Genomic DNA, 19127 nt, shown 5'->3' on the forward strand with positions numbered 1-19127 from the left:
GGTTACCTCCGGGAAGGGTCGAGCGGTCGATCGTTCGGGTGGACCGGCCGCCGTCGCGCGTGTCTCGGCGGTCTCCGGTCGCCACGGCGCGAGGCGTAGGCCACGGCCGCGATGATGATGAGCCCCTGCGCCGCCGGCTGGATGGTCGAGGGCAGGTAGAGCTGGTTGAACAGGGTGAAGAGCGCTTCGACGGTGAGCGCGCCGAGTACGGCCGCGATGACGCTCCCGCGACCGCCGCCCAACACGACCCCGCCGAGGACGACGGCCGTGATGGCGGTGAACTCCAGCCCCTGGCCGACCTGGGCGGTGACCCCGGCGAAGCCGCCGATGAGGATGGCCGCCACGGTGGCCGCCAGGGACGAGCCGACGAAGGCCAGGGTGCGCACTCGTCGTACGCGGACCCCGGAGAAGGCGGCGGCGGTGTCGTTGTCGCCGGTGGCCATCAGGGAACGTCCATAGGGCGAGCGCATGAGGAGGACCGCGCCGACCGTCAGGACCGCAGCGATCACCAACGCCCAGGGCAGTTGGCCGATGACGGGGACGCCGTCGAGGCCGTGCCGGCCGAACACCCGGAACCCCTCCGACAGGGCCCCGGTGGGCGCGCCGCCCGTCCAGTAGCGCACGGCGCCGAACAGGATCAGCATCGTGCCGAGGGTGGTGATGATCGACGGGACCCTCAACACCGTGGTGATCAGGCCGTTGACCAGCCCCACGACGAGACCGAAGAGCAGCATCAGGCCGATGACCGGCAGGGTCGAGGCCTCGTCGCCGTCGATCAACCGGGCCGCGATCACCACCTGCGCGCCCACCAGGGAGCCGACCGAGAGGTCGAACTCGCCGGAGACGATCACCAGGTACTGGCCGAGCGCGAGCACGACCAGGGGCGCCGCCTTCTTCGCGAACGCCATCAGCGGCGGGCCTTCGAAGAACGACGGGTTCTGTACGGCGATGACCAGGAAGATCAAGGTCAGTAGGACGGCCACGGTCCCGGTGCCGCCGCGAAGGGCGGACGACAGGGCGCCGGGGGAGAGGCGGGTCGGGCGGGTCATCGGTCTCCTCCCCGGGCCGAGGGCGTCGCCGTCGGGGGCGGTGGGGGCGGGGGAGCCGGTGGTGCGCCACCGGAGGTGAAACGGGGCCGGACAGAGGTGCGCCCGTGTCGCCCTCGGGCGTAGACGGCGACGGCGGCGATGACGATGGCGCCGCGCAGCACGTCCTTGACGAAGGGGTCGACCGAGAGCGTGTTGAACACCGTGTCCAGGGTGGCGAGGATGAACACCCCCGCCACGGTCCCGGCCACCCCGCCGCGTCCGCCCAGCAGATAGGTGCCGCCGAGCACGACCGCGGCGATGGCCTCCAGTTCGTAGCCGTTGTTGTAGACCAGCGTGTTGCCGGTGCCGAAACGGGAGGCCAGGAGCAGTCCGGCGATCCCGGCCGTCATCGAGCACAGCACGTGCGCGGTGATCACGGGGACCTCGGGACGGATCCCGGAGAGCCGGGCCACCTCGGAGTCCCCGCCCACCGCGTACATGTGGAAGCCCATCCGGGTACGTCGCAGGAAGAGGATCGCGAGCACCGCCAGAGCCAGCATGACCAGTGTGGACACCGGGAGCACGCCGATCCGGGAGAGCCCGAACGTCTGGAACTCGGCGGGTATCGACCCGGCCGGCCCCTGGAACCGTGTGTCGAGGTAGCCCTTGATGAGCAGCCCCGTCCCCAGGGTGGTGATGAAGGGGTTGACCCGCAGTCGGGTGACGACGAGCCCGTTGACCAGGCCGATGAGGGCCGCCAGCCCCAGGGTGGCGCCGATGCCGAGGACGATCCGGGAGGGGTCCCCGGCCATGACGATCGCCGAGACCATCGTGGACAGGGCGGCGACGTAGCCGACCGACAGGTCGAGGGAGCGGCACAGGATCACCAGGGTCTGGCCGATGGCCAGGAAGCCCAGCAGGCTGCCCCTGGTGAACAGGTCCACCGTGTTGGCGGCGGTGAACAGGTGGGATCCCTGGAAGGCCACGAAGAGCGAACCGATCACCAGGACGCCCGCCAGGGCCGCGTAGACCGCTCCGGTGGTGCCGGCCCGATCCAGGAGGTCTCTCAGAGGTGAAGGGGAGGGGGTCATGAGACGGCCTCCCTCGCGGCGCCGGTCGCCAGGGCCATCACGGTCTCCTCGTCGGAGCCGCCCGGCAGTTCTCCCGCCACCCGGCCGTCGTCGAGCACGACCAGGCGATCGGACATACCGATCAGCTCGGGGAGTTCGGAGGAGATGAGGAGGACGGCCACACCCGCGGCGGCCAACTCGCGCATCAGCGTGTAGACGGCCTGTTTGGCGCCCACGTCGATCCCCCGGGTGGGCTCGTCCAGCACCATGACACCGGGGTCGGTGACCAGCCACTTGGCCAGCACCACCTTCTGCTGGTTGCCGCCGGACAGGTACCGGACCTCCTGGCGAGGGCCGCCCCGCGCCACCAGTTCCAGGGAGGAGAGGAGGCCGGGGACGCGCGCGGCGCGTCGGGCGGAACCGAACGGGTTCACGGCGTCCAGGACGAGACGGGCGTTGGCCGTGACGGACTGTTCGAGCGCCAGTCCCTGGGCCTTGCGGTCCTCGGTGACCAGGGCCAGTCCGGCGCGGATCGCCCGGCGCGGCGAGCGCGGATCGACCCGCCGCCCGTCGACGTGGACCTCGCCCCGGGTGAACCGGTCGACGCCGAACAGGGCGTGCGCGATCTCGGTGCGGCCGCTGCCCTGGAGCCCGGCCAGGCCGACGATCTCGCCGCCGCGCACCTCCAGGTCGATCCCGTCCAACCGGGTGTTGCCGCCGCCGGAGACCGCCAGGCGCACCCGGCCCACGTGCTCGCCGTGCGGTTCGAGCCGTTCGGGGAAGACCGAGGAGACGGGGCGTCCCACCATCCTGCGCACCAGGTCGGCGGGGGCGATGTCGTCGGCCGGGACGGTGTCGACCCGATGGCCGTCCTTGAGGACGGTGATGGTGTCGGCCAGGTCGAAGATCTCCTTGAGCCGGTGGGAGACGTAGAGGACGCCCACGCCGCGTTCGCGCAGACGGGCGATGATCCGGTAGAGGACCTCGACCTCGTGGTCGGCCAGGGCCGCCGTCGGCTCGTCCATGGAGATGACGCGCGCGTCGTGGGAGAGCGCCTTGACGATCTCCACCACCTGCTGTTCGGCCACGGACAGATGCCGGACCCTCGCTCTGGGGGAGATGCCCTCCAGGCCCAGGTCGTCGAGCAGCTCGGCGGTGGTCCGCTCCATGGCCCGGTCGTCCACCAGCCCCCGGGAGAGGATCTCCCGCCCCAGGAACACGTTCTGGGCGACGGTCCGCTCCGGGAGCAGGTTGAACTCCTGGAACACGGTGGACACACCGGCGCGGCGGGCCCGCGAGGGGTGGTCGAAGGAGACCTCCGCGCCGTCGATCTCGATTCGCCCGCCGTCGGGTCGGTGCACCCCGGCCAGCACCTTCATCAGCGTGGACTTGCCCGCGCCGTTCTCACCGACCAGGGCGTGCAGCTCCCCGGAACGCAGCTCCAGGTCGACACCGTGCAGGACTCGTACGCCCAGGAAGGATTTGTCGATGCCGGTCATTCTGAGCAGGGGCGCGGCGTTCACGTGGGATCCGCCTCGTCCGTGGGCGGGACGTCGACCCATCGGCGTTCCCGGGCCGAGAGCAGGACGGCCTCGGCGAGGACGGCGGCCCGCAGGCCGTCGGCGAAGACCGGGAGCCCCTCCGGCCGATGTCCGGCGATGGCGGCCGCGGTGTCGGCGATCAGTGCGTTGAAGCAGTCCTGATAGCCCTGCGGATGGCCGACGGGGAGCCGCACCATGCGGGCCGCCTCGGCGCTGAGGCCGGGGTCGTCCCGGGAGACGGTGCCGGTCCGGGCGCGCTCGCCCGACCACAGGGTCTCGGGTCGCTCCTGGTCGAAGCGCAGGGACCCCTCGGTTCCGGAGACCTCGAGGAACAGCTGGTTCTTGCGTCCCGGCGACACCTGGCTGATCACCGCCGTGCCGATCGCCTCGCCCGCGGTGGTGAACTGGAACGACGCCAGATCCTCGGTGGTGACGGATCGGCCGCCGTCCGTCCCCCGGGAGTCGGTGATCCGCGAGGTCTGGGCGCTGACCGCGGTGACGCGGTCCCCGGTGACGAACTCGAGCATGTCGCACCAGTGCGAACCGATGTCCCCGAAGGCCCGGGTGGGGCCGCCGATGTCCGGATCGACCCTCCAGTTGTCCTCCTCGGGGGAGAGGAACCAGTCCTGGAGGTAGCCGCCGTGCGCCAGCCCGACCCTGCCGAGGGAGCCGGCGGCCACCCGGGCCCGGGCCTCGCGGGCCATGGGATGGAAGCGGTAGACGAAGGGGACCACGGCGACCCGTCCGCCCTCTCGGGCGCTCCGTGTGAGTTCGCGCGCGGTGGCGGCGTCGGTGGCCAGGGGCTTCTCGCAGACCACGTGCTTGCCGGCGGCCAGCGCCGCCCGCGTCAGCGGGGCGTGCAGATGGTTGGGGGTGCACACGTGCACCACGTCCACGTCGGGGTCGTGGACGAGTTCGAGGGCGTCCGAGTGGGCTCGGGCGATGCCGTGGGAGGCGCGGAACCGTTCGGCCTTCGCATGGGAGGAACCGGCGACGCCGACGATCTCGCCGCCGAGGGCCCGGATCGCGTGGGAGTGGACCCGTCCCATGAAGCCGGTGCCGATGATCGCGGCTCGGTATGTCCGGGGGGTGGTCGGTCCGGACGTGGGGGCGTCCGGACTTGTGACCTTCTTCACTGACATGACGGAGACGTTACGTCGCACTTATGTCGATGGTCAAGCAAAAGTTGCCGCATCTGGACAAATTAGTTGGAGGGAGGAAGAGCAATAGATCCTGTGATTCACTGGTCACATGACGGAAGACGCGCTCACCGAACCGGGAGGGGCGGGGGCGGCCGGCCCACGCGCCTCCGGTAACCCCACCGCCGCCCCCGGCGCGGGAACCCTGCTCCGACTGCTCCGGGACGGTCGCCCCCGTACCCGCTCCGAACTGGCCTCCGTCACCGGTCTGGCCCGCTCCACGGTCACCCAGCGCGTCGACGCGTTGCTGGCCGGCGGGCTCATCGGACCGGCCGGAGAGGCGGTCTCGACCGGAGGCCGTCCGCCCACGACCTTCTCGTTCCGGCCGGAGGCGCGCGTCGTCCTCGCGGCCGACCTCGGCGCCACCCACGCGCGGCTGGCCCTCACCGACATGTCCGGGACGGTCCTCGCCGAGGACCGCGCCGACCTCGACATCGCCCTGGGTCCCGAGCCCGTCCTGGACTGGGTCGTCGAGCACGGCCTGGCCCTGCTGGACGCGGCGGGACGCGGAACCGACGAACTCCTCGGCCTCGGAATGGGCCTGCCCGGTCCGGTCGAGCACTCCGCCGGTCGGGCGGTCAACCCGCCGATCATGCCCGGGTGGGACCACTTCGACGTCTCCGGCCACGTCGAACGTCGTATCGAACGCCCCGTGCTCGTGGACAACGACGTCAACATCATGGCGGTCGGCGAACACCACGTCGCATGGCCCGACGCCGACCACCTGCTGTTCGTGAAGGTCGCCACCGGTATCGGCTGCGGCATCGTCAGCGAGGGCGGTGTCTATCGGGGCGCCCAAGGGGCGGCCGGGGACATCGGGCACATCCACGTCCCCAACGCCCGGGAACTCCCCTGCCGCTGTGGCAACACCGGCTGCCTGGAGGCGGTCGCCGGCGGGCACGCACTGGCCGAGGCGCTCACCGCCGAGGGGGTCCCCGCCGCGGGGGCCCGCGACGTGGTGGAGCTGTCCCGGAACGGATCGATCCCGGCCCTGCGGGCGCTGCGTCAGGCCGGACGTGACATCGGCGAGGTCCTGGCCGCCGCCGTCAACATGTTCAACCCCTCGGTGATCGTCATCGGCGGGGTCCTGGCCCAGGCCGGCGACCACCTCCTCGCGGGAGCGCGGGAGATCATCTACCAGCGCTCACTGCCGCTGGCCACCGAGAACCTGCGCATCGTCTCCTCCAAGGCGGGGGAGGGCGCGGGGGTCGTCGGGGCGGCGGTCATGGTGATCGACCACTGTCTGAGCGCCCGCCACGTCGAGACCCTCGTCGCGGGCGCCTGACCTCGCCGGACACCGAACACGGGGGAGGGGGCGGACCCTTCTCGGGTCCGCCCCCTCCCGCGTTCGTGCGCTAGATGTCGCGGTGGCCGTGGCGGGCGCGTTCCTCCTCGGCGCGCCTGTGCTCGTACTCGGCGTCATCGTCCATCGCGCGATAGCGCGTGGGGTCGTACTCCTCCTGCTCGATGTCGGGCAGGACCCCCTCGTGCCGCAGCGCGGGGCGCTGCGGTGGGACGGGTCGGTCGCCGCGGCGACGGACGAGCGCGCTCCGGCCCACGCCGCTCAGCAGCGAGGCGATCGCGATACCGCAGACCAGGTTGATCAGTCCGGTCGCGATCTGGCTGGAGAGCTCGGCGCCCTGGGTGAAGGGCGTGACGGCCGCGATGGCCGTGGCCAGACCGACGATCCAGCCGAAGAACGAGAGCGCCCGCGGTGCCGACAGCAACAGCAGGTGCAGCAGCGCGGTCGCCAACAGGGCGACCATGCCCGCCATGAGCGCGTAGCCGACCGTTCCGGCGTCTCCCAGGTGGCCGGCCTCCTCGGGGGCCAACACCGGGATTCCGAACACCCCGCGGACGATCAGGGTCCCCGCGAAGATGACCAACGCGGCGACCACCGCGGTGGCCAGTCCGCCGGACCAGAGCCGGGTGACGTCGACGGCTCGTTCACTTCCGTTTTCGTTCATGCCGATATCCCCAAAAGAGGGCGCTAACTCGGTCGTAAGCCACATACCCGCAGCTCCGAGGCGGTAACCCACGCGTGGAACACTGGAGGCATGGCTCCTTTCGCGCACGCTCGCGTCAACCTGGACACGATCGCCTCCAACGCCCGGCTGCTCCGTGAGATCGCCGGCGGTACGCCCCTCATGGGCGTGGTCAAGGCCGACGGATACGGCCACGGCATGCTGCCCGTGGCGCGCGCCCTCATCACGGGTGGCGCCACCTGGTTGGGGACGGCCCTGATCAAGGAGGGGCTGGAGTTGCGCCGTGGCGGGATCACCGTCCCGGTGCTGTCCTGGATCGTTCCGCCGGGTGAAGCGGTGGGCGACGCGATCGAGGCCGACATCGACCTGGGCGTCAGCGACCGCGCCGTCCTGGACACGGTGATCTCCGAGGCACGCCGTCTGGGACGGGTCGCGCGGGTCCAGCTCAAGGCCGACACCGGGTTGAACCGCGGCGGGGTCGCCGTCTCCGACTGGGAGTCGGTCGTGGAGATCGCGGCGCGCGCCGAGGAGGAGGGGGTCCTCAAGGTCAGCGGCGTCTGGTCGCACTTCGCCTGCGCCGACGAGCCCGGCCACCCTTCGATCCGGGCACAGCTGGACGTGTTCGACCAGGCTCTGGCGTTGGTCGAGAAGGCGGGGCTGACCCCCGAGGTGCGGCACATCGCGAACTCGGCGGCGCTGCTCACCGTGCCCGAGGCCAGGTACGACCTGGTCCGCGGGGGGATCGCGAGTTACGGTCTCTGCCCGATCCCGGATTTGGACGTGCCCGGATTGCGTCCCGCCATGACCCTGGAATCCAGGATCGCACTGACCAAGCGCGTCCCGGAGGGCAGCGGCGTCTCCTACGGACACCGGTACGTCACCGATCGTGAGACCACGCTGGCCGTGGTGCCGCTGGGCTACGCCGACGGCGTCCCCCGCGCCGCCACCAACAAGGGTCCCGTGTTCGTGGGAGGGCGCCGCCGGACCATCGCGGGAACAGTCTGCATGGACCAGTTCGTTGTGGATGTCGAGGACGACGCCGTGGAGGCGGGCGAGTACGCGGTACTGTTCGGCGACCCGGCCGAGTCCCCGGGCGTCCCGACCGCCGAGGAATGGGCCGAGGTCCTGGACACCATCCCGTACGAGATCGTCACGAGGATCGGCACCCGCGTGCCCCGGGAGTATGTCGGCGGTCACTGACGCACTCCCCGATATCGGTCACGAACCTCCTTCACCCGGCCTAACCTGGGTGAAGAGGGAACTTCGGCGCGTCCGATCGTCGATCGATCCACCACCCGAACAAGCTGCGAGCCCGATGACAGACACCACAGCCACCACAGCGGGCGTGTCCCACGTCCACACGGTCACCGCCGCGACGGACGACGCCATGCGCACGCTCGGCCGTGACCTCGCCGCCCTCGCCCGCCCCGGAGACCTGCTGATCCTCTCCGGGCCGCTGGGCGCGGGCAAGACCACCTTCACCCAGGGCCTGGGTGAAGGCCTGGGCGTGCGGGGGGCGGTCACCTCTCCGACCTTCATCATCTCCCGGATCCACCCCTCCCTGGCGGAGGGCCCGGCCCTCGTCCACGTGGACGCCTACCGTCTGGGCGGCCCCGAGGAGATCGACGACATCGACCTGGACATGACCCTCCCCGACTCCGTCACCGTCGTCGAGTGGGGCGAGGGCGTGGCCGAGGGGCTGGCCGACGATCGGCTGGAGATCCGCATCGAACGCCACCCCGACGACACCCGCACCGTCCACCTGCGCCCGGTCGGCGCCCGGTGGGCCGACATCGAATTGCCCGGCACCGCCGCCGGGCGCGGATAGGCGGAACACCCGTGTTGCTCCTGGCCTTCGACACCGCCACCCCGGCGGTCACCGCGGCGATCGGCGAGACCGACGCCGACGGCGCCTTCACCCTTCGAGCGAGCGCGAGCTCGGTCGACGCGCGTCGCCACGGCGAGCTCCTGACCCCCACGGTGCGCGACCTGCTCACCGAGTCCGGACTCGCCCTGACCGACCTCGACCACATCGCGGTGGGCGTCGGCCCCGGCCCCTACACGGGCCTGAGGGTCGGCCTGGCCACCGGGCACGCGCTCGCGGACGCCCTGGGCATCCCCTGCCACGGCGTGGTCACCCTGGACGCCCTGGCCTTCGCCACCGGACGTGACGAGCCCTTCCTCGGCATGACCGACGCCCGCCGCAAGGAGGTGTTCTGGGCGCGTTACGACGACCACCTCACCCGGGTGGGCGAGGTCCGGGTCGCCCGGCCCGCCGAGATCGACACCGAGGGGCTGCCCCTGATCGGCGACGGCGCCCGCATGTACTCCGAGGTCCTGGGCGCCCCCGCCGAGGAACCGCTGCTGCCGGACGCCGCCGCCATGGCCGAACTCGCCTTGAGGCGTCTGCGCCTCGGTGAGAAGCTCCCCGCCCCCGACCCCCTCTACCTGCGCCGTCCCGACGCCGTCGAGCCCGGCGCCCCGAAGAAGGTCCGCCAGTGGGTGAAGTGACCGTGACGCCGTCCCTGCGACGGATGACCACCGACGACGTGCCCGCCGTCATGGAGTTGGAGCGGGCCCTGTTCCCCCTCGACGCCTGGAGCGAGGGCATGCTCCGCGACGAGCTCGCCGAGACGAGCACCCGCCACTACGTGGTGGCCGAGGCCGAGGACACGATCGTCGGCTACGCCGGGCTGCGCTTCGTGCCGCCCGAGGGCGACGTACAGACCATGGCCGTGGCCGAGGGCTCCTGGGGCAGGGGCATCGGGCGCGCCCTGCTCACCGGGCTCCTCGACCGGGCCGCCGAGTACGGCGTCACCCACATGTTCCTGGAGGTGCGTTCGGACAACCCGCGCGCGCAGGAGCTGTACCGACGGTTCGGCTTCGTCGAGATCGGCGTCCGCCGGGGCTACTACAAGGGCGCGGACGCCATCGTCATGCGGCGCGTCGCCGAGAGGGGAAGCCATGAGTGAGCCGTTGATCCTCGGGATCGAGTCGTCCTGCGACGAGACCGGGGTGGCGCTGGTCCGAGGCTGCGAGCTGCTCGGCGACTCGGTGGCCTCCAGCGTCGACCAGCACGTCCGCTTCGGCGGAGTGGTCCCCGAGGTGGCCAGCCGCGCCCACCTGGAGGCCATGACGCCCACCGTGCGACGGGCCCTGGACAACGCCGGGGTCACCCTCGCCGACGTCGACGCGATCGCCGTCACCGCGGGACCCGGCCTGGCCGGAGCCCTCCTGGTGGGGGTCTCGGCGGCCAAGGCCTACGCCATGGCGCTGGACAAGCCGCTGTACGGGGTCAACCACCTGGTCGGTCACGTGGCGGTGGACCAGCTGGAGCACGGGCCGCTGCCCAAGCCGTCGATCGCCCTCCTGGTCTCCGGCGGCCACACCTCGCTGCTGCTCGTCAACGACCTGGCCACCGACGTGGTCTCGCTCGGCGACACGGTCGACGACGCCGCCGGCGAGGCCTACGACAAGGTCGCCCGCCTGCTGGAGCTGCCCTACCCGGGCGGCCCGCCGATCGACCGGGCCGCCCAGAAGGGCGACCCCAAGTCCATCCGCTTCCCGCGCGGCAAGTGGGGCGACGGCACCTACGACTTCTCCTTCTCGGGGCTCAAGACCGCCGTGGCCCGGCACGTGGAGGACGCCGACCGCAGGGGCGAGCCGTTGGTGGTCGCCGACATCGCCGCCGGCTTCCAGGAGTCGGTGGTGGACGTGCTCACCCGCAAGGCGGTCGACGCCTGCGTGGAGCACGGCGTGAGCACGCTGGTGATCAGCGGCGGAGTGGCGGCCAACTCGGCGCTGCGCGCCCTGGCCGAACAGCGCTGCGCCGAGGCCGGGATCGAACTGCGGGTCCCGCGTCCGCGTCTGTGCACCGACAACGGCGCGATGATCGCCGCCCTGGGCGCCGAGGTGGTGAAGGCGGGGCTGCCGCCGTCGTCCCTGAGCCTGGCCACGGACACATCGCTTCCGGTGGGATCGCCGCTGGCGGTGTGAACCGTCTCCCGCCCACGAGGGCCCCGTCGCGTCCACCGCGACGGGGCCCTCGACGTTCCCCCGAACCCGGGCGGGGGCTGGAATCGACGCCCGGGCCCGTGGTTGGCTACGGGCATGTTCGCCATCACCGCAGCCCGTATCGCGCCCGACGACCCCCTCTCCGGCCTGGAGGCCGGCGAGCGCCCCGACCCCGAACCCCGTGAGGGATGGACGACGGTCCGGGTCAAGGCCGCCTCGCTCAACCATCACGACCTCTGGAGCCTGCGCGGCGTCGCCCTGGGGGAGGACCGGCTCCCGATGATCCTGGGCGGGGACGCCGCCGGGATCGACGAGAACGGCGACGAGGTCATCGTGCACAGCGTGATCACCGAACCCGCCGCACCGGGGGCCACCCCGCGTTTCTCCCTCCTGTCGGAGCACTACGACGGCACCTTCGCCGAGAAGGTGCTCGTCCCCAAGGCCAACCTCCTCCCCAAGCCCGCCGAACTGTCCTTCGAGGAGGCCGCCTGTCTGCCCACGGCCTGGCTGACCGCCTACAGCATGCTCTTCGACAAGGCCGACCTGCGGCCCGGATCGACGGTGCTGGTGCAGGGGGCCGGCGGCGGGGTGTCGGTGGCGCTCATCAAGCTCGCCGCCCAGGTCGGCCATCGCGTGTACGTGACCAGTAGGGACGAGGACAAACGGGCGAAGGCCCTGGAACTGGGCGCCTACGCGGCCCTGCCCTCGGGGGAGCGGCTGCCCGAGCGGGTGGACGTGGTGTTCGACTCGGTCGGCCAGGCCACCTGGAGGCACTCGGTCCGTTCGCTGAAGCCGGGCGGCGCCATCGTCACCTGCGGCGCCACCAGCGGAGACGCCCCGCCCGCCGAGCTGACCAGGGTGTTCTTCCTCCAGCTGCGGGTGCTGGGTTCGACCATGGGCACCTGGGAGGAGCTGCGGGCCCTGACCGAGATGTGCGTGCGCACCGGTCTGCGACCCGAGATCGACCGGGTCCTGCCGCTGAAGGACGCCGCCGAGGGCTTCCGCGCCATGGCCGAGGGCGATGTCTTCGGCAAGATCGTCTTCACGAACTGACCCGGTCCGACCATCGGAACGGGGCGGGGCCCGGAGCGTTCGTCGCTCCGGGCCCCGCGTGCTCCTCCGTGAGGGGAGGATCGATCACTCGTCGTCGTCCTCGTCGCGGCGGCGCTTCTTCTTGCCGTCACGACCGGGGCGCAGCAGGGCCTCGGCCAGGGCGAGCACCGTCTCCTCCAGCGAGGAGAACCGCTTGGTGATGTCGTCGTGCGAGTTCTCGACCGCCTCGGTGACGGTCTCCTCGAACTCGTGACGGTCGGGACGCTGCTTGAGCTCGCGCAGGACCGGCTCGACCGCCGAGACGACGTGCGCGTCGATCTCGTCGAGCCTGCCCGAGTGGTCGAGGAGGGGGCGGTCGACCAGCTCGGTGAGGCGACGGTGCACCTCGCTGACCTCCAGGGTCTGCGGGAGCTGGTTGAGACGCTGGTTGAGGGCCTCCAGGCGGTCGTCGATGGCCTCCATGCGGCCGTCGACGCCCTCGAAGTGCCCGCTGACGCCCTCGAACTTGCCCTCGACCCCGTTGACACGGCCGTCCAGGCCGTCCAGCCGGCCGTTGACCCCGTCGAGTCGACCGTCGACCCGGTCGATCTTGCCCTCGACGCTCTCGAAGCTGCCCTCGAAGTGGCCTTCGAAGGTGTCGAAGCGGTCGGTCAGGCGGCCCAGCTCGTGGTCGACCTTGCCGGTGATCTGCGACAGGTGGTTGTCCACCTTGCCGTTGAGGGCCTCGCGGTGACGCTCCAGCCGCTCGTCGAGCGCCGTCCGGTGGGTCTCGCCCTGCTCGGTGAGGGACTCGGCGAGGGTCCGGTGGCGCTCCTCGGTCTCGGTGGAGAGCCTGTCGTGGGCCTCCTGGACGAAGGTACGCAGCCGGGTGAGGTCGGAGGCGACCTTCTCGCCGTCCTCGGCGACCCGCGCGGCCAAGGCGTCGGTCCGCTCGGTCACGGACTCGCGCAGGCTCGTGGCGGTGGCCTCGGCGTGCTCCCGGGTCTCGGTGCGACCCAGCTCGATCTGTTCGTCGAGCTCGGCCAGCCGCTGACGCAGGTGGGTGCGCAGCTCGGTGAGGGAGGACTCGTGGGTCTCCCGCATCTTGGTGAGGGTGCCGGTGAGGTCCGCGACGGCGGCGGTGGCCTCGGCGTGGTTCTCGTCGGCCTGGGTGCTGAGGTGGCCGACGTTCTCGGTGAGCTTGGTGGTGAGGGCCTCGTCGCGCGCGGCGGCGGCGGTCTCGGTGGCCTCGATCCTGCCGGTGAGGGCTTCGTGGCGTTCGGTGGAGGTGGTCTCCAGCGCCTTGATCCGCTCGGTCAGGCCCGTGTGCCGTTCCTCGGCGGCGGTGCCGGCCTCGGTGAGCCTGGTGGTGAGGGCTTCGTGGCGTTCGGTGGAGGCGGTCTCCAGTGCCTCGACCCGCTCGGTCAGGCCCGTGTGCCGCTCTTCGGCGGCGGTGCCGAGCGCCGTGAGCCCCTCGGAGAGGGTCTCGTACCGCTCGCCCAGTTCGCCGGTGTTCTCCTGGAGACGCTCCAGCAGGGTCCGGCTCTGCTCGGAGGTGCTCTCCTCCACCAGGGAGCGCAGTTCGGCCGTGCGCTCCGTCAGGGCGGTGGTGAGCTCCTCGCCGAGCCTGACACCGGTGGCGTTCAGCTCCTCGCGGCTCTCGCGGACGGCGGTGTCCAGGGTCTCCCGGCTCCGCTCGATGGCCTCGGCGAGCTCGTCCTTGCTCTCGGCCAGGGTGGTGCGGACCGTGGTGGTCAGCTCCTCGTGGCGTTCCCCGAGGGCGGTGTCCACGGCGCCGAGCGAGGTCTCGATGGCCTCGGTCCGCTCGTTCAGCCTCTTCAGGGCGGCGTCGAGGGCGTCCAGACGGGTCCCGAAGGTCTCGCCCAGTTCGGTGACGCGCTCGCCGACCTCGGAGAGCTGCTCGGCGGTCTTGGTCCCCGTCTCGGCCATGCGCTGGAGCCGGGTCAGCGCGGTGTCGAGGTGACCGGCGATGCGGTTGGTGTCGGCCCGGAGGGAGGACATGTCCGACAGGGGCTTGACCTGTCGTCCGACGACCTCGATGTGCTCGGCGAGAGCCTCGGCCCACTCCGGGGGGCGGGCCATGAAGTCGTCGATGCGTCCGTCGACCGCGGTGATCGACTCGGCCAGAGAGACGAGTTCGCGCTCGCGCAGCTCGCGCAGCAGCCACTCCATGCCCTCGAGGCGCTGACGCATCTCCTCGTTGACGGCACCCTGGGACTTCTGTTCCGAGACGTGTTCCTGAGCGGCCTGGGACAGGAGGTCGCGCATCCGGTCGGAGACACCGGCCTGACCTCCCCCGTTGAGGAAGTTGTGATTGGTCTGTTCCACCGAGGTGCTCCTTATGGTTCTGGCGCTCCCGTCCGTACCCGGATTCATCGGACGGTGGAGAGGTACCGGGGGGACGGGTTCTCGATGGTCCCCGGGCGGGCGTGGTCACGCGCCGGTCGCGTCTCACCGTGATGAAAACGTGACCGTGCGTGCACACAGCGGGTGCGGGTCGTCGCCGGACGAACCGCGGGGGAGCGGATCCGACGAGCGTGGCCTTCCGGGGGAGCCCATGAGAAGGGAAAGAATTCAGCGTTCGCCAGTTTAACGACATCCCTTGGGCGAGCCAGGGGAGACCGCCAAAGATGTCGGTGGGATAGGTAACGATATGGTTCCCGGCCGCCGTTTCGAATGCCGGAGGGCCGATCCGCACCCCGGGTCGAGGGTCCGCTCAGATCGCCTGTGGCGCGGGGATCCTACGACACAGCAGGTAGAAGGGCTTTTCTCCGATCCGGGTGAGGACGACGGTCATGGATTCCGGTCCGGAGGCCCGCAGATCACGGCGGAGTTTCTCGGTGTCCACCGCCGAACCACGTTTCTTGATCGTTATCGTTCCGGCCTTGTGCGATCGAATCGAAGAACGCAATCGCTTCAGGGAGAACGGCGCGAACTCGACGATCTCCAGCACGCGCCACAGAGCCGAGGCCTCCGCCCGCTCCGAGGTGAAGTAGGCGATGCGCTCGTCCAACAGCGCGCCGTCCACGCGCGCGGCCGCCTCCGCCACCAGGTGCGAACGCACCACGGCGGGGTCGGGGTCGTAGAGGTAGCGACGTGGGGCGTCCACCGGAGCCGGGCCGACGTCGGGATCGGAGTCCAGGTGGGCGATCGCCCCCTCGCGTTCCAGCAGCCCCGGGCGTTCGTGCAGGACCGTCGCCCGCCGGCTCGGCCCCCCGGCCAGGGCCCCGAACCACAGGGCCGTCTCCTTCAGTTCCCCGTCCACCGAGATCCACTCGGCGGAGGCGGCGGGCGAGAGCACCTCGTGGGGGATCCCGGGGGCGGCCTTCAAGCAGGCCGCCTCGGCCCTCTCGGCCAGATCGGTGGCCACGTCCCACGAAGGGGAGTAGGCGGCCGGGTCGAACACCCGGCCACGACCGCCCCGACGGGCCGGGTCGCAGAACAGCAGGGGGTAGGCGCCCGGGGTCACGTCGTTCACGTCGCCCTCACGGACGCGGGCGTACGACTCCAGTCCGAGGGCCTCGATGTTGGCGCGGGCCACCGCCACCGTGAGGGGGTCGGCGTCCACCCCCTCGACCCTCACCCCCCGTTCGGCCAGGGCCAGCAGGTCCGCGCCGATCCCACAGCACAGGTCGCCCGCGTCCAGGGAGACGGCGGACGTCGCGGCGATCCTCGCCGCGCGATAGGCGGCCACCGAGCCCCGGGTGGACTGTTCGAGACCGTCGGGGGTGAAGAACATCCCCCGTGCGCGCTCTCCGAACTTGGCGCGCCCCCGCTCGCGCAGCCCCACCTGGGTCATCACGGCGTTGACCAGCTCGGAGACGGGGAGTTCCGGGGACAGCGCCGCCACGGCCGGATCTTCGCGCAGGTGGGAGGCGGTCGCCAGCGGATTCCGGGCCGCCTCGGACGGATCCACGCCGGCGATGATCTCCCGCCCGGCGTCGGTGAGCAGGGCCGAGAAGGCGGGAAGGCGCATGGATCCTCCTGCGATGGGCACGACGGGGTAGGTGGCCGCCCCCTACGGGAGGGGTCCTCGCCACATTTCCATTCTGGCACTCTCGGGGGTAGAGTGCTAAACGCGACGAGGCCGGTCTGGCACCCGCGACGACAGGCCGCCGCGGTCGCCCCTTTTACATAGCCGGTCCGTGCCACCGCACGGGCCGATGTTCAGGACACCGAAACCTTGAAGGGGGAGGTCACACAGTGTCGACCGCCACCAAGACCGTGCTGAAGCCGCTCGAGGACCGCGTCGTGGTCAAGACCCTGGAGGCCGAGCAGACCACCGCCTCCGGTCTGGTCATCCCGGACACCGCCAAGGAGAAGCCCCAGGAGGGCGAGATCCTGGCCGTGGGTCCCGGTCGCCTCGACGACAACGGCAAGCGCGTCGCCCTCGATGTGAAGGTCGGCGACGTCGTCCTCTACAGCAAGTACGGCGGCACCGAGGTCAAGTACGACGGCCAGGAGTACCTGGTTCTCTCCGCTCGCGACCTGCTCGCGGTCGTCGAGAAGTAGTCCTCGGCTACTGAGCCCTCAACATCCCGCACCGGTCGGCCTTCGAAGCCGGGCGGGGCGGGATGTTCTCGTTTCGACCTCACACCGCTAAGAGGAAACACCACAGATGCCGAAGATCCTGGAGTTCGAGGACGACGCCCGCCGCGCTCTCGAGCAGGGCGTGAACCGTCTCGCCGACGCCGTCAAGGTGACCCTGGGCCCGCGCGGCCGCAACGTCGTCATCGACAAGAAGTTCGGCGCCCCCACCATCACGAACGACGGTGTGACCGTCGCCCGTGAGATCGAGCTGGACGAGCCCTACGAGAACCTGGGCGCCCAGCTGGTCAAGGAGGTCGCCACCAAGACCAACGACGCCGCGGGCGACGGCACCACCACCGCCACCGTGCTGGCCCAGGCGCTGGTCCGCGAGGGCCTGCGCAGCGTGGCCGCCGGCGCCTCCCCGATGTCCCTGAAGAAGGGCATCGACGCCGCCGCCGCCGAGGTGTCGCGCACCCTCCTGGAGCGCGCCGTTCCGATCAAGGAGCGCTCCGACATCGCCTACGTGGCGACCAACTCCGCCCAGGACGCCCAGATCGGCGACCTGATCGCCGAGGCCTTCGACAAGGTCGGCAAGGACGGCGTCATCACGGTGGAGGAGGCCCCGACCTTCGGTCTGGAGCTCGACTTCACCGAGGGCATGCAGTTCGACAAGGGCTACATCTCCCCGTACTTCGTCACGGACGGGGACCGCCAGGAGGCGGTCCTGGAGGACGCCCTCGTCCTCATCTCGCAGGGCAAGATCGGCAACCTCAACGAGCTGCTGCCGCTCCTGGAGAAGGTCGTCCAGAGCAAGAAGCCGCTGCTGATCATCGCCGAGGACGTCGAGGGCGACGCCCTGGGCGCCCTGGTGCTGAACAAGATGCGCGGCATGCTCAACGTCGCCGCCGTCAAGGCGCCCGGCTTCGGTGAGCGCCGCAAGGCCATGCTCCAGGACATCGCCGTTCTGACCGGCGGCCAGGTCATCTCCGAGGAGGTCGGCCTGACCCTGGAGAACGCCGAGCTGGACGCGCTGGGCAGCGTCCGTCGCATCACGATCACCAAGGACGCCACGACGCTCGTCGACGGTGCCGGCGCGCAGGCCGAGGTCGAGGACCGCGTTCGCCAGATCCGCAACGAGATCGAGGCGAGCGACTCCGACTGGGACCGCGAGAAGCTCCAGGAGCGTCTGGCCAAGCTCGCCGGCGGCGTCTCGGTGCTGCGCGTGGGCGCGGCCACCGAGGTCGAGCTCAAGGAGAAGAAGCACCGCCTCGAGGACGCCATCTCGGCGACCCGCGCGGCCATCGAGGAGGGCATCGTCGCCGGTGGCGGCGCCTCCCTGGTGCACGCCTCCACCGCCCTGGGCGACCTGGGCCTGACCGGTGACGAGGCCACCGGTGTGGCGATCGTCCGCCGCGCCCTGGTCGAGCCCGCCCGGTGGATCGCGGAGAACGCGGGCGCCGAGGGCTACGTCGTCACGCACCGTGTCTCCGAGCTGGAGGTCGGCCACGGCTTCAACGCCGCGACCGGCACCTACGGCGACCTGACCGCCGAGGGCATCCTCGACCCGGTCAAGGTCTCCCGCTCCGCCGTCCAGAACGCCGCCTCCATCGCGGGCATGCTGCTGACCACCGAGGTGCTGGTCGCGGACAAGCCCGAGGAGAGCGACGACGACGGTCACGGCCACGCTCACTAGGAGCGTCGGGTCGGGTACGTTTCCGTACCGATGACCTCGAGCGGGGGTGGGGCGCCACGGCGTCCCACCCCCGCTCATTACCACGCTGAGGGCGAAAAACAGGGTCGATGTGGTGGCGATTTCAGCCTATTTTCCCAAAATGTGACCATTCTGTAGTTGCCGTTTGGAGTGGTTGGGTCCCGTGGTGCGGGCATCATTCGTAACGTGACGGATGCAGGCGCCCGGGAAGGCGTTACCGCGCAGCGGACAGGGACGCCCAAGGAACACGAGGGGGCGGCCCCCGAATCGCGTGAGACGGGTTTGAACCGATTGGGTTCGCTCGCCGTCCAAGGAGATGACAGTGCCATGGACTCGCTACTGCGCGAGGTCCGGCCCATGGTGGTCAGGTACTGTCGCAGTCGCCTGGCACGGGTCTCGGGGCTGGCGCACTACTCCGACGACGTCGCGCAGGAGGTCTGTATAGCCCTGCTCTCGGCGATCCCCCGCTACCAGGACCGAGGCAGGCCCTTCGCCTCCTTCGTGTTCGGCATCGCCGCGCACAAGGTCGCGGACACCCTCCGTGTGGCGGGTCGGGTGGAGACGGTCCCCACCGACACCGTGCCCGAACAGCCGGACGAGGGGCCGGGGCCCGAGGAGTCCGCAGTGCGCGTGATCGAGGCACAGCGGGCCAGAGACCTCCTCGACGAATTGCCCGAACAGCAGCGAAGACTGCTGGTGATGCGGGTGATCACAGGATTGACAGCGGACGAGACGGGAAATCTCCTTGGAATGTCGGCAGGGGCGGTACGGGTTGCCCAGCACCGAGCTATCGCTCGGCTTCGGAAGGTGGCCCTGGCGAACCGCGTCCTCCCATAGAAGCTCCCTCGAACACGGGCGCAGGCCCGGGCCGGGACCGCGTTCCTGTCCGAACCGTTTCGTCCACCCTCTGATCGTGGGCTCCAAGGGCTACTGCCGTTACCTTCACGCCGCGCCCCGGTGATCCTCTCTTGACCTGAGGGCCGCTCAAACCGTGAC

At 70.8% G+C, this 19127-nt stretch carries 17 protein-coding genes; 10 read left to right on the forward strand and 7 right to left on the reverse strand.

Annotated features, from left to right (window positions below):
- Positions 1–2 precede the first annotated feature (2 nt).
- The 4 genes from U9J66_RS10060 to U9J66_RS10075 are packed head-to-tail and all read right to left on the reverse strand — an operon-like array spanning position 3 to position 4775.
- Complete coding sequence (locus U9J66_RS10060) at positions 3–1049, reverse strand: ABC transporter permease (RefSeq protein ID WP_017533332.1); 1047 nt, start codon at positions 1047–1049, stop codon at positions 3–5.
- Positions 1046–2119: an ABC transporter permease gene (locus U9J66_RS10065; protein WP_326337575.1), complete on the reverse strand. Its 1074-nt coding sequence runs from the start codon at positions 2117–2119 to the stop codon at positions 1046–1048. The genes U9J66_RS10060 and U9J66_RS10065 overlap by 4 nt, the downstream gene beginning before the upstream one ends.
- Positions 2116–3621, reverse strand: coding sequence for a sugar ABC transporter ATP-binding protein (locus tag U9J66_RS10070; protein ID WP_042284031.1), 1506 nt, complete (start codon positions 3619–3621; stop codon positions 2116–2118). The genes U9J66_RS10065 and U9J66_RS10070 overlap by 4 nt, the downstream gene beginning before the upstream one ends.
- Positions 3618–4775: a Gfo/Idh/MocA family protein gene (locus U9J66_RS10075; RefSeq protein ID WP_326337704.1), complete on the reverse strand. Its 1158-nt coding sequence runs from the start codon at positions 4773–4775 to the stop codon at positions 3618–3620. Before U9J66_RS10075 ends, U9J66_RS10070 begins: the two co-directional genes overlap by 4 nt.
- Positions 4776–4890: 115 nt before the next feature.
- Between U9J66_RS10075 and U9J66_RS10080 the strand changes: the two genes are divergently transcribed.
- Entirely contained in the window at positions 4891–6123 is a 1233-nt protein-coding gene (locus tag U9J66_RS10080; RefSeq protein WP_014911724.1) for an ROK family transcriptional regulator, read from the forward strand.
- A 70-nt stretch (positions 6124–6193) separates the two neighbouring features.
- Here U9J66_RS10080 and U9J66_RS10085 read toward each other — a convergent pair whose 3' ends face one another.
- Positions 6194–6805 (reverse strand): DUF6069 family protein, encoded by a 612-nt coding sequence (locus U9J66_RS10085; protein WP_014910172.1) that lies wholly within the window; start codon positions 6803–6805, stop codon positions 6194–6196.
- Between the two features lie 90 nt (positions 6806–6895).
- Here U9J66_RS10085 and alr point away from each other — a divergent pair, with 90 nt between their 5' ends.
- The 6 genes from alr to U9J66_RS10115 all read left to right on the forward strand — a co-directional run bounded on the left by alr (position 6896) and on the right by U9J66_RS10115 (position 11890).
- A complete protein-coding gene (gene alr / locus U9J66_RS10090) occupies positions 6896–8023 on the forward strand; it encodes an alanine racemase (protein WP_017533337.1) in 1128 nt (375 codons plus the stop codon).
- 115 nt (positions 8024–8138) lie between these two features.
- Positions 8139–8651: a tRNA (adenosine(37)-N6)-threonylcarbamoyltransferase complex ATPase subunit type 1 TsaE gene (gene tsaE / locus U9J66_RS10095; protein ID WP_026124772.1), complete on the forward strand. Its 513-nt coding sequence runs from the start codon at positions 8139–8141 to the stop codon at positions 8649–8651.
- An 11-nt stretch (positions 8652–8662) separates the two neighbouring features.
- Positions 8663–9334, forward strand: coding sequence for a tRNA (adenosine(37)-N6)-threonylcarbamoyltransferase complex dimerization subunit type 1 TsaB (tsaB, locus tag U9J66_RS10100; protein WP_017533339.1), 672 nt, complete (start codon positions 8663–8665; stop codon positions 9332–9334).
- A 23-nt stretch (positions 9335–9357) separates the two neighbouring features.
- Positions 9358–9795 carry a ribosomal protein S18-alanine N-acetyltransferase gene (rimI, locus tag U9J66_RS10105; RefSeq protein ID WP_086003583.1) on the forward strand — a complete coding sequence of 146 codons (438 nt, stop codon included), beginning with the start codon at positions 9358–9360 and terminating at the stop codon, positions 9793–9795.
- The gene (gene tsaD / locus U9J66_RS10110) at positions 9788–10819 is read left to right on the forward strand and encodes a tRNA (adenosine(37)-N6)-threonylcarbamoyltransferase complex transferase subunit TsaD (protein ID WP_017533341.1); all 1032 of its coding nucleotides are present in this window, start codon (positions 9788–9790) and stop codon (positions 10817–10819) included. Before rimI ends, tsaD begins: the two co-directional genes overlap by 8 nt.
- A 114-nt stretch (positions 10820–10933) precedes the next feature.
- Positions 10934–11890 carry a zinc-binding dehydrogenase gene (locus U9J66_RS10115; protein ID WP_326337576.1) on the forward strand — a complete coding sequence of 319 codons (957 nt, stop codon included), beginning with the start codon at positions 10934–10936 and terminating at the stop codon, positions 11888–11890.
- A gap of 84 nt (positions 11891–11974) precedes the next feature.
- On the opposite strand, the gene U9J66_RS10120 is transcribed toward U9J66_RS10115, so the two are convergent.
- On the reverse strand, positions 11975–14218 hold the full coding sequence (locus U9J66_RS10120) for a hypothetical protein (protein WP_326337577.1): 2244 nt from the start codon (positions 14216–14218) through the stop codon (positions 11975–11977).
- A gap of 388 nt (positions 14219–14606) precedes the next feature.
- Positions 14607–15866, reverse strand: coding sequence for a class I SAM-dependent methyltransferase (locus tag U9J66_RS10125; protein ID WP_326337578.1), 1260 nt, complete (start codon positions 15864–15866; stop codon positions 14607–14609).
- 227 nt (positions 15867–16093) lie between these two features.
- Here U9J66_RS10125 and groES point away from each other — a divergent pair, with 227 nt between their 5' ends.
- The 3 genes from groES (at position 16094) to U9J66_RS10140 (ending at position 18968) form a co-directional block, all read left to right on the forward strand.
- Positions 16094–16402, forward strand: a complete 309-nt coding sequence (gene groES / locus U9J66_RS10130) for a co-chaperone GroES (RefSeq protein ID WP_014910929.1) — start codon at positions 16094–16096, stop codon at positions 16400–16402.
- 106 nt (positions 16403–16508) lie between these two features.
- On the forward strand, positions 16509–18113 hold the full coding sequence (groL, locus tag U9J66_RS10135) for a chaperonin GroEL (protein WP_014913507.1): 1605 nt from the start codon (positions 16509–16511) through the stop codon (positions 18111–18113).
- 204 nt (positions 18114–18317) lie between these two features.
- A complete protein-coding gene (locus U9J66_RS10140; protein WP_376737577.1) occupies positions 18318–18968 on the forward strand; it encodes a sigma-70 family RNA polymerase sigma factor in 651 nt (216 codons plus the stop codon).
- Positions 18969–19127: the final 159 nt, after the last annotated feature.

Source organism: Nocardiopsis sp. LDBS1602 (genome assembly GCF_035818715.1).
Classification (GTDB): Bacteria; Actinomycetota; Actinomycetes; order Streptosporangiales; family Streptosporangiaceae; genus Nocardiopsis; species Nocardiopsis alba.

Coding starts and splice junctions, on each gene's coding strand:
- rimI (WP_086003583.1), top strand. CDS start 9,358: ATGACCACCGACGACGTGCCCGCCGTCATGGAGTTGGAGCGGGCCCTG.
- U9J66_RS10060 (WP_017533332.1), bottom strand. CDS start 1,049: ATGACCCGCCCGACCCGCCTCTCCCCCGGCGCCCTGTCGTCCGCCCTT.
- U9J66_RS10085 (WP_014910172.1), bottom strand. CDS start 6,805: ATGAACGAAAACGGAAGTGAACGAGCCGTCGACGTCACCCGGCTCTGG.
- alr (WP_017533337.1), top strand. CDS start 6,896: ATGGCTCCTTTCGCGCACGCTCGCGTCAACCTGGACACGATCGCCTCC.
- U9J66_RS10080 (WP_014911724.1), top strand. CDS start 4,891: ATGACGGAAGACGCGCTCACCGAACCGGGAGGGGCGGGGGCGGCCGGC.
- U9J66_RS10125 (WP_326337578.1), bottom strand. CDS start 15,866: ATGCGCCTTCCCGCCTTCTCGGCCCTGCTCACCGACGCCGGGCGGGAG.
- tsaE (WP_026124772.1), top strand. CDS start 8,139: ATGACAGACACCACAGCCACCACAGCGGGCGTGTCCCACGTCCACACG.
- U9J66_RS10115 (WP_326337576.1), top strand. CDS start 10,934: ATGTTCGCCATCACCGCAGCCCGTATCGCGCCCGACGACCCCCTCTCC.
- groL (WP_014913507.1), top strand. CDS start 16,509: ATGCCGAAGATCCTGGAGTTCGAGGACGACGCCCGCCGCGCTCTCGAG.
- tsaD (WP_017533341.1), top strand. CDS start 9,788: ATGAGTGAGCCGTTGATCCTCGGGATCGAGTCGTCCTGCGACGAGACC.
- U9J66_RS10065 (WP_326337575.1), bottom strand. CDS start 2,119: ATGACCCCCTCCCCTTCACCTCTGAGAGACCTCCTGGATCGGGCCGGC.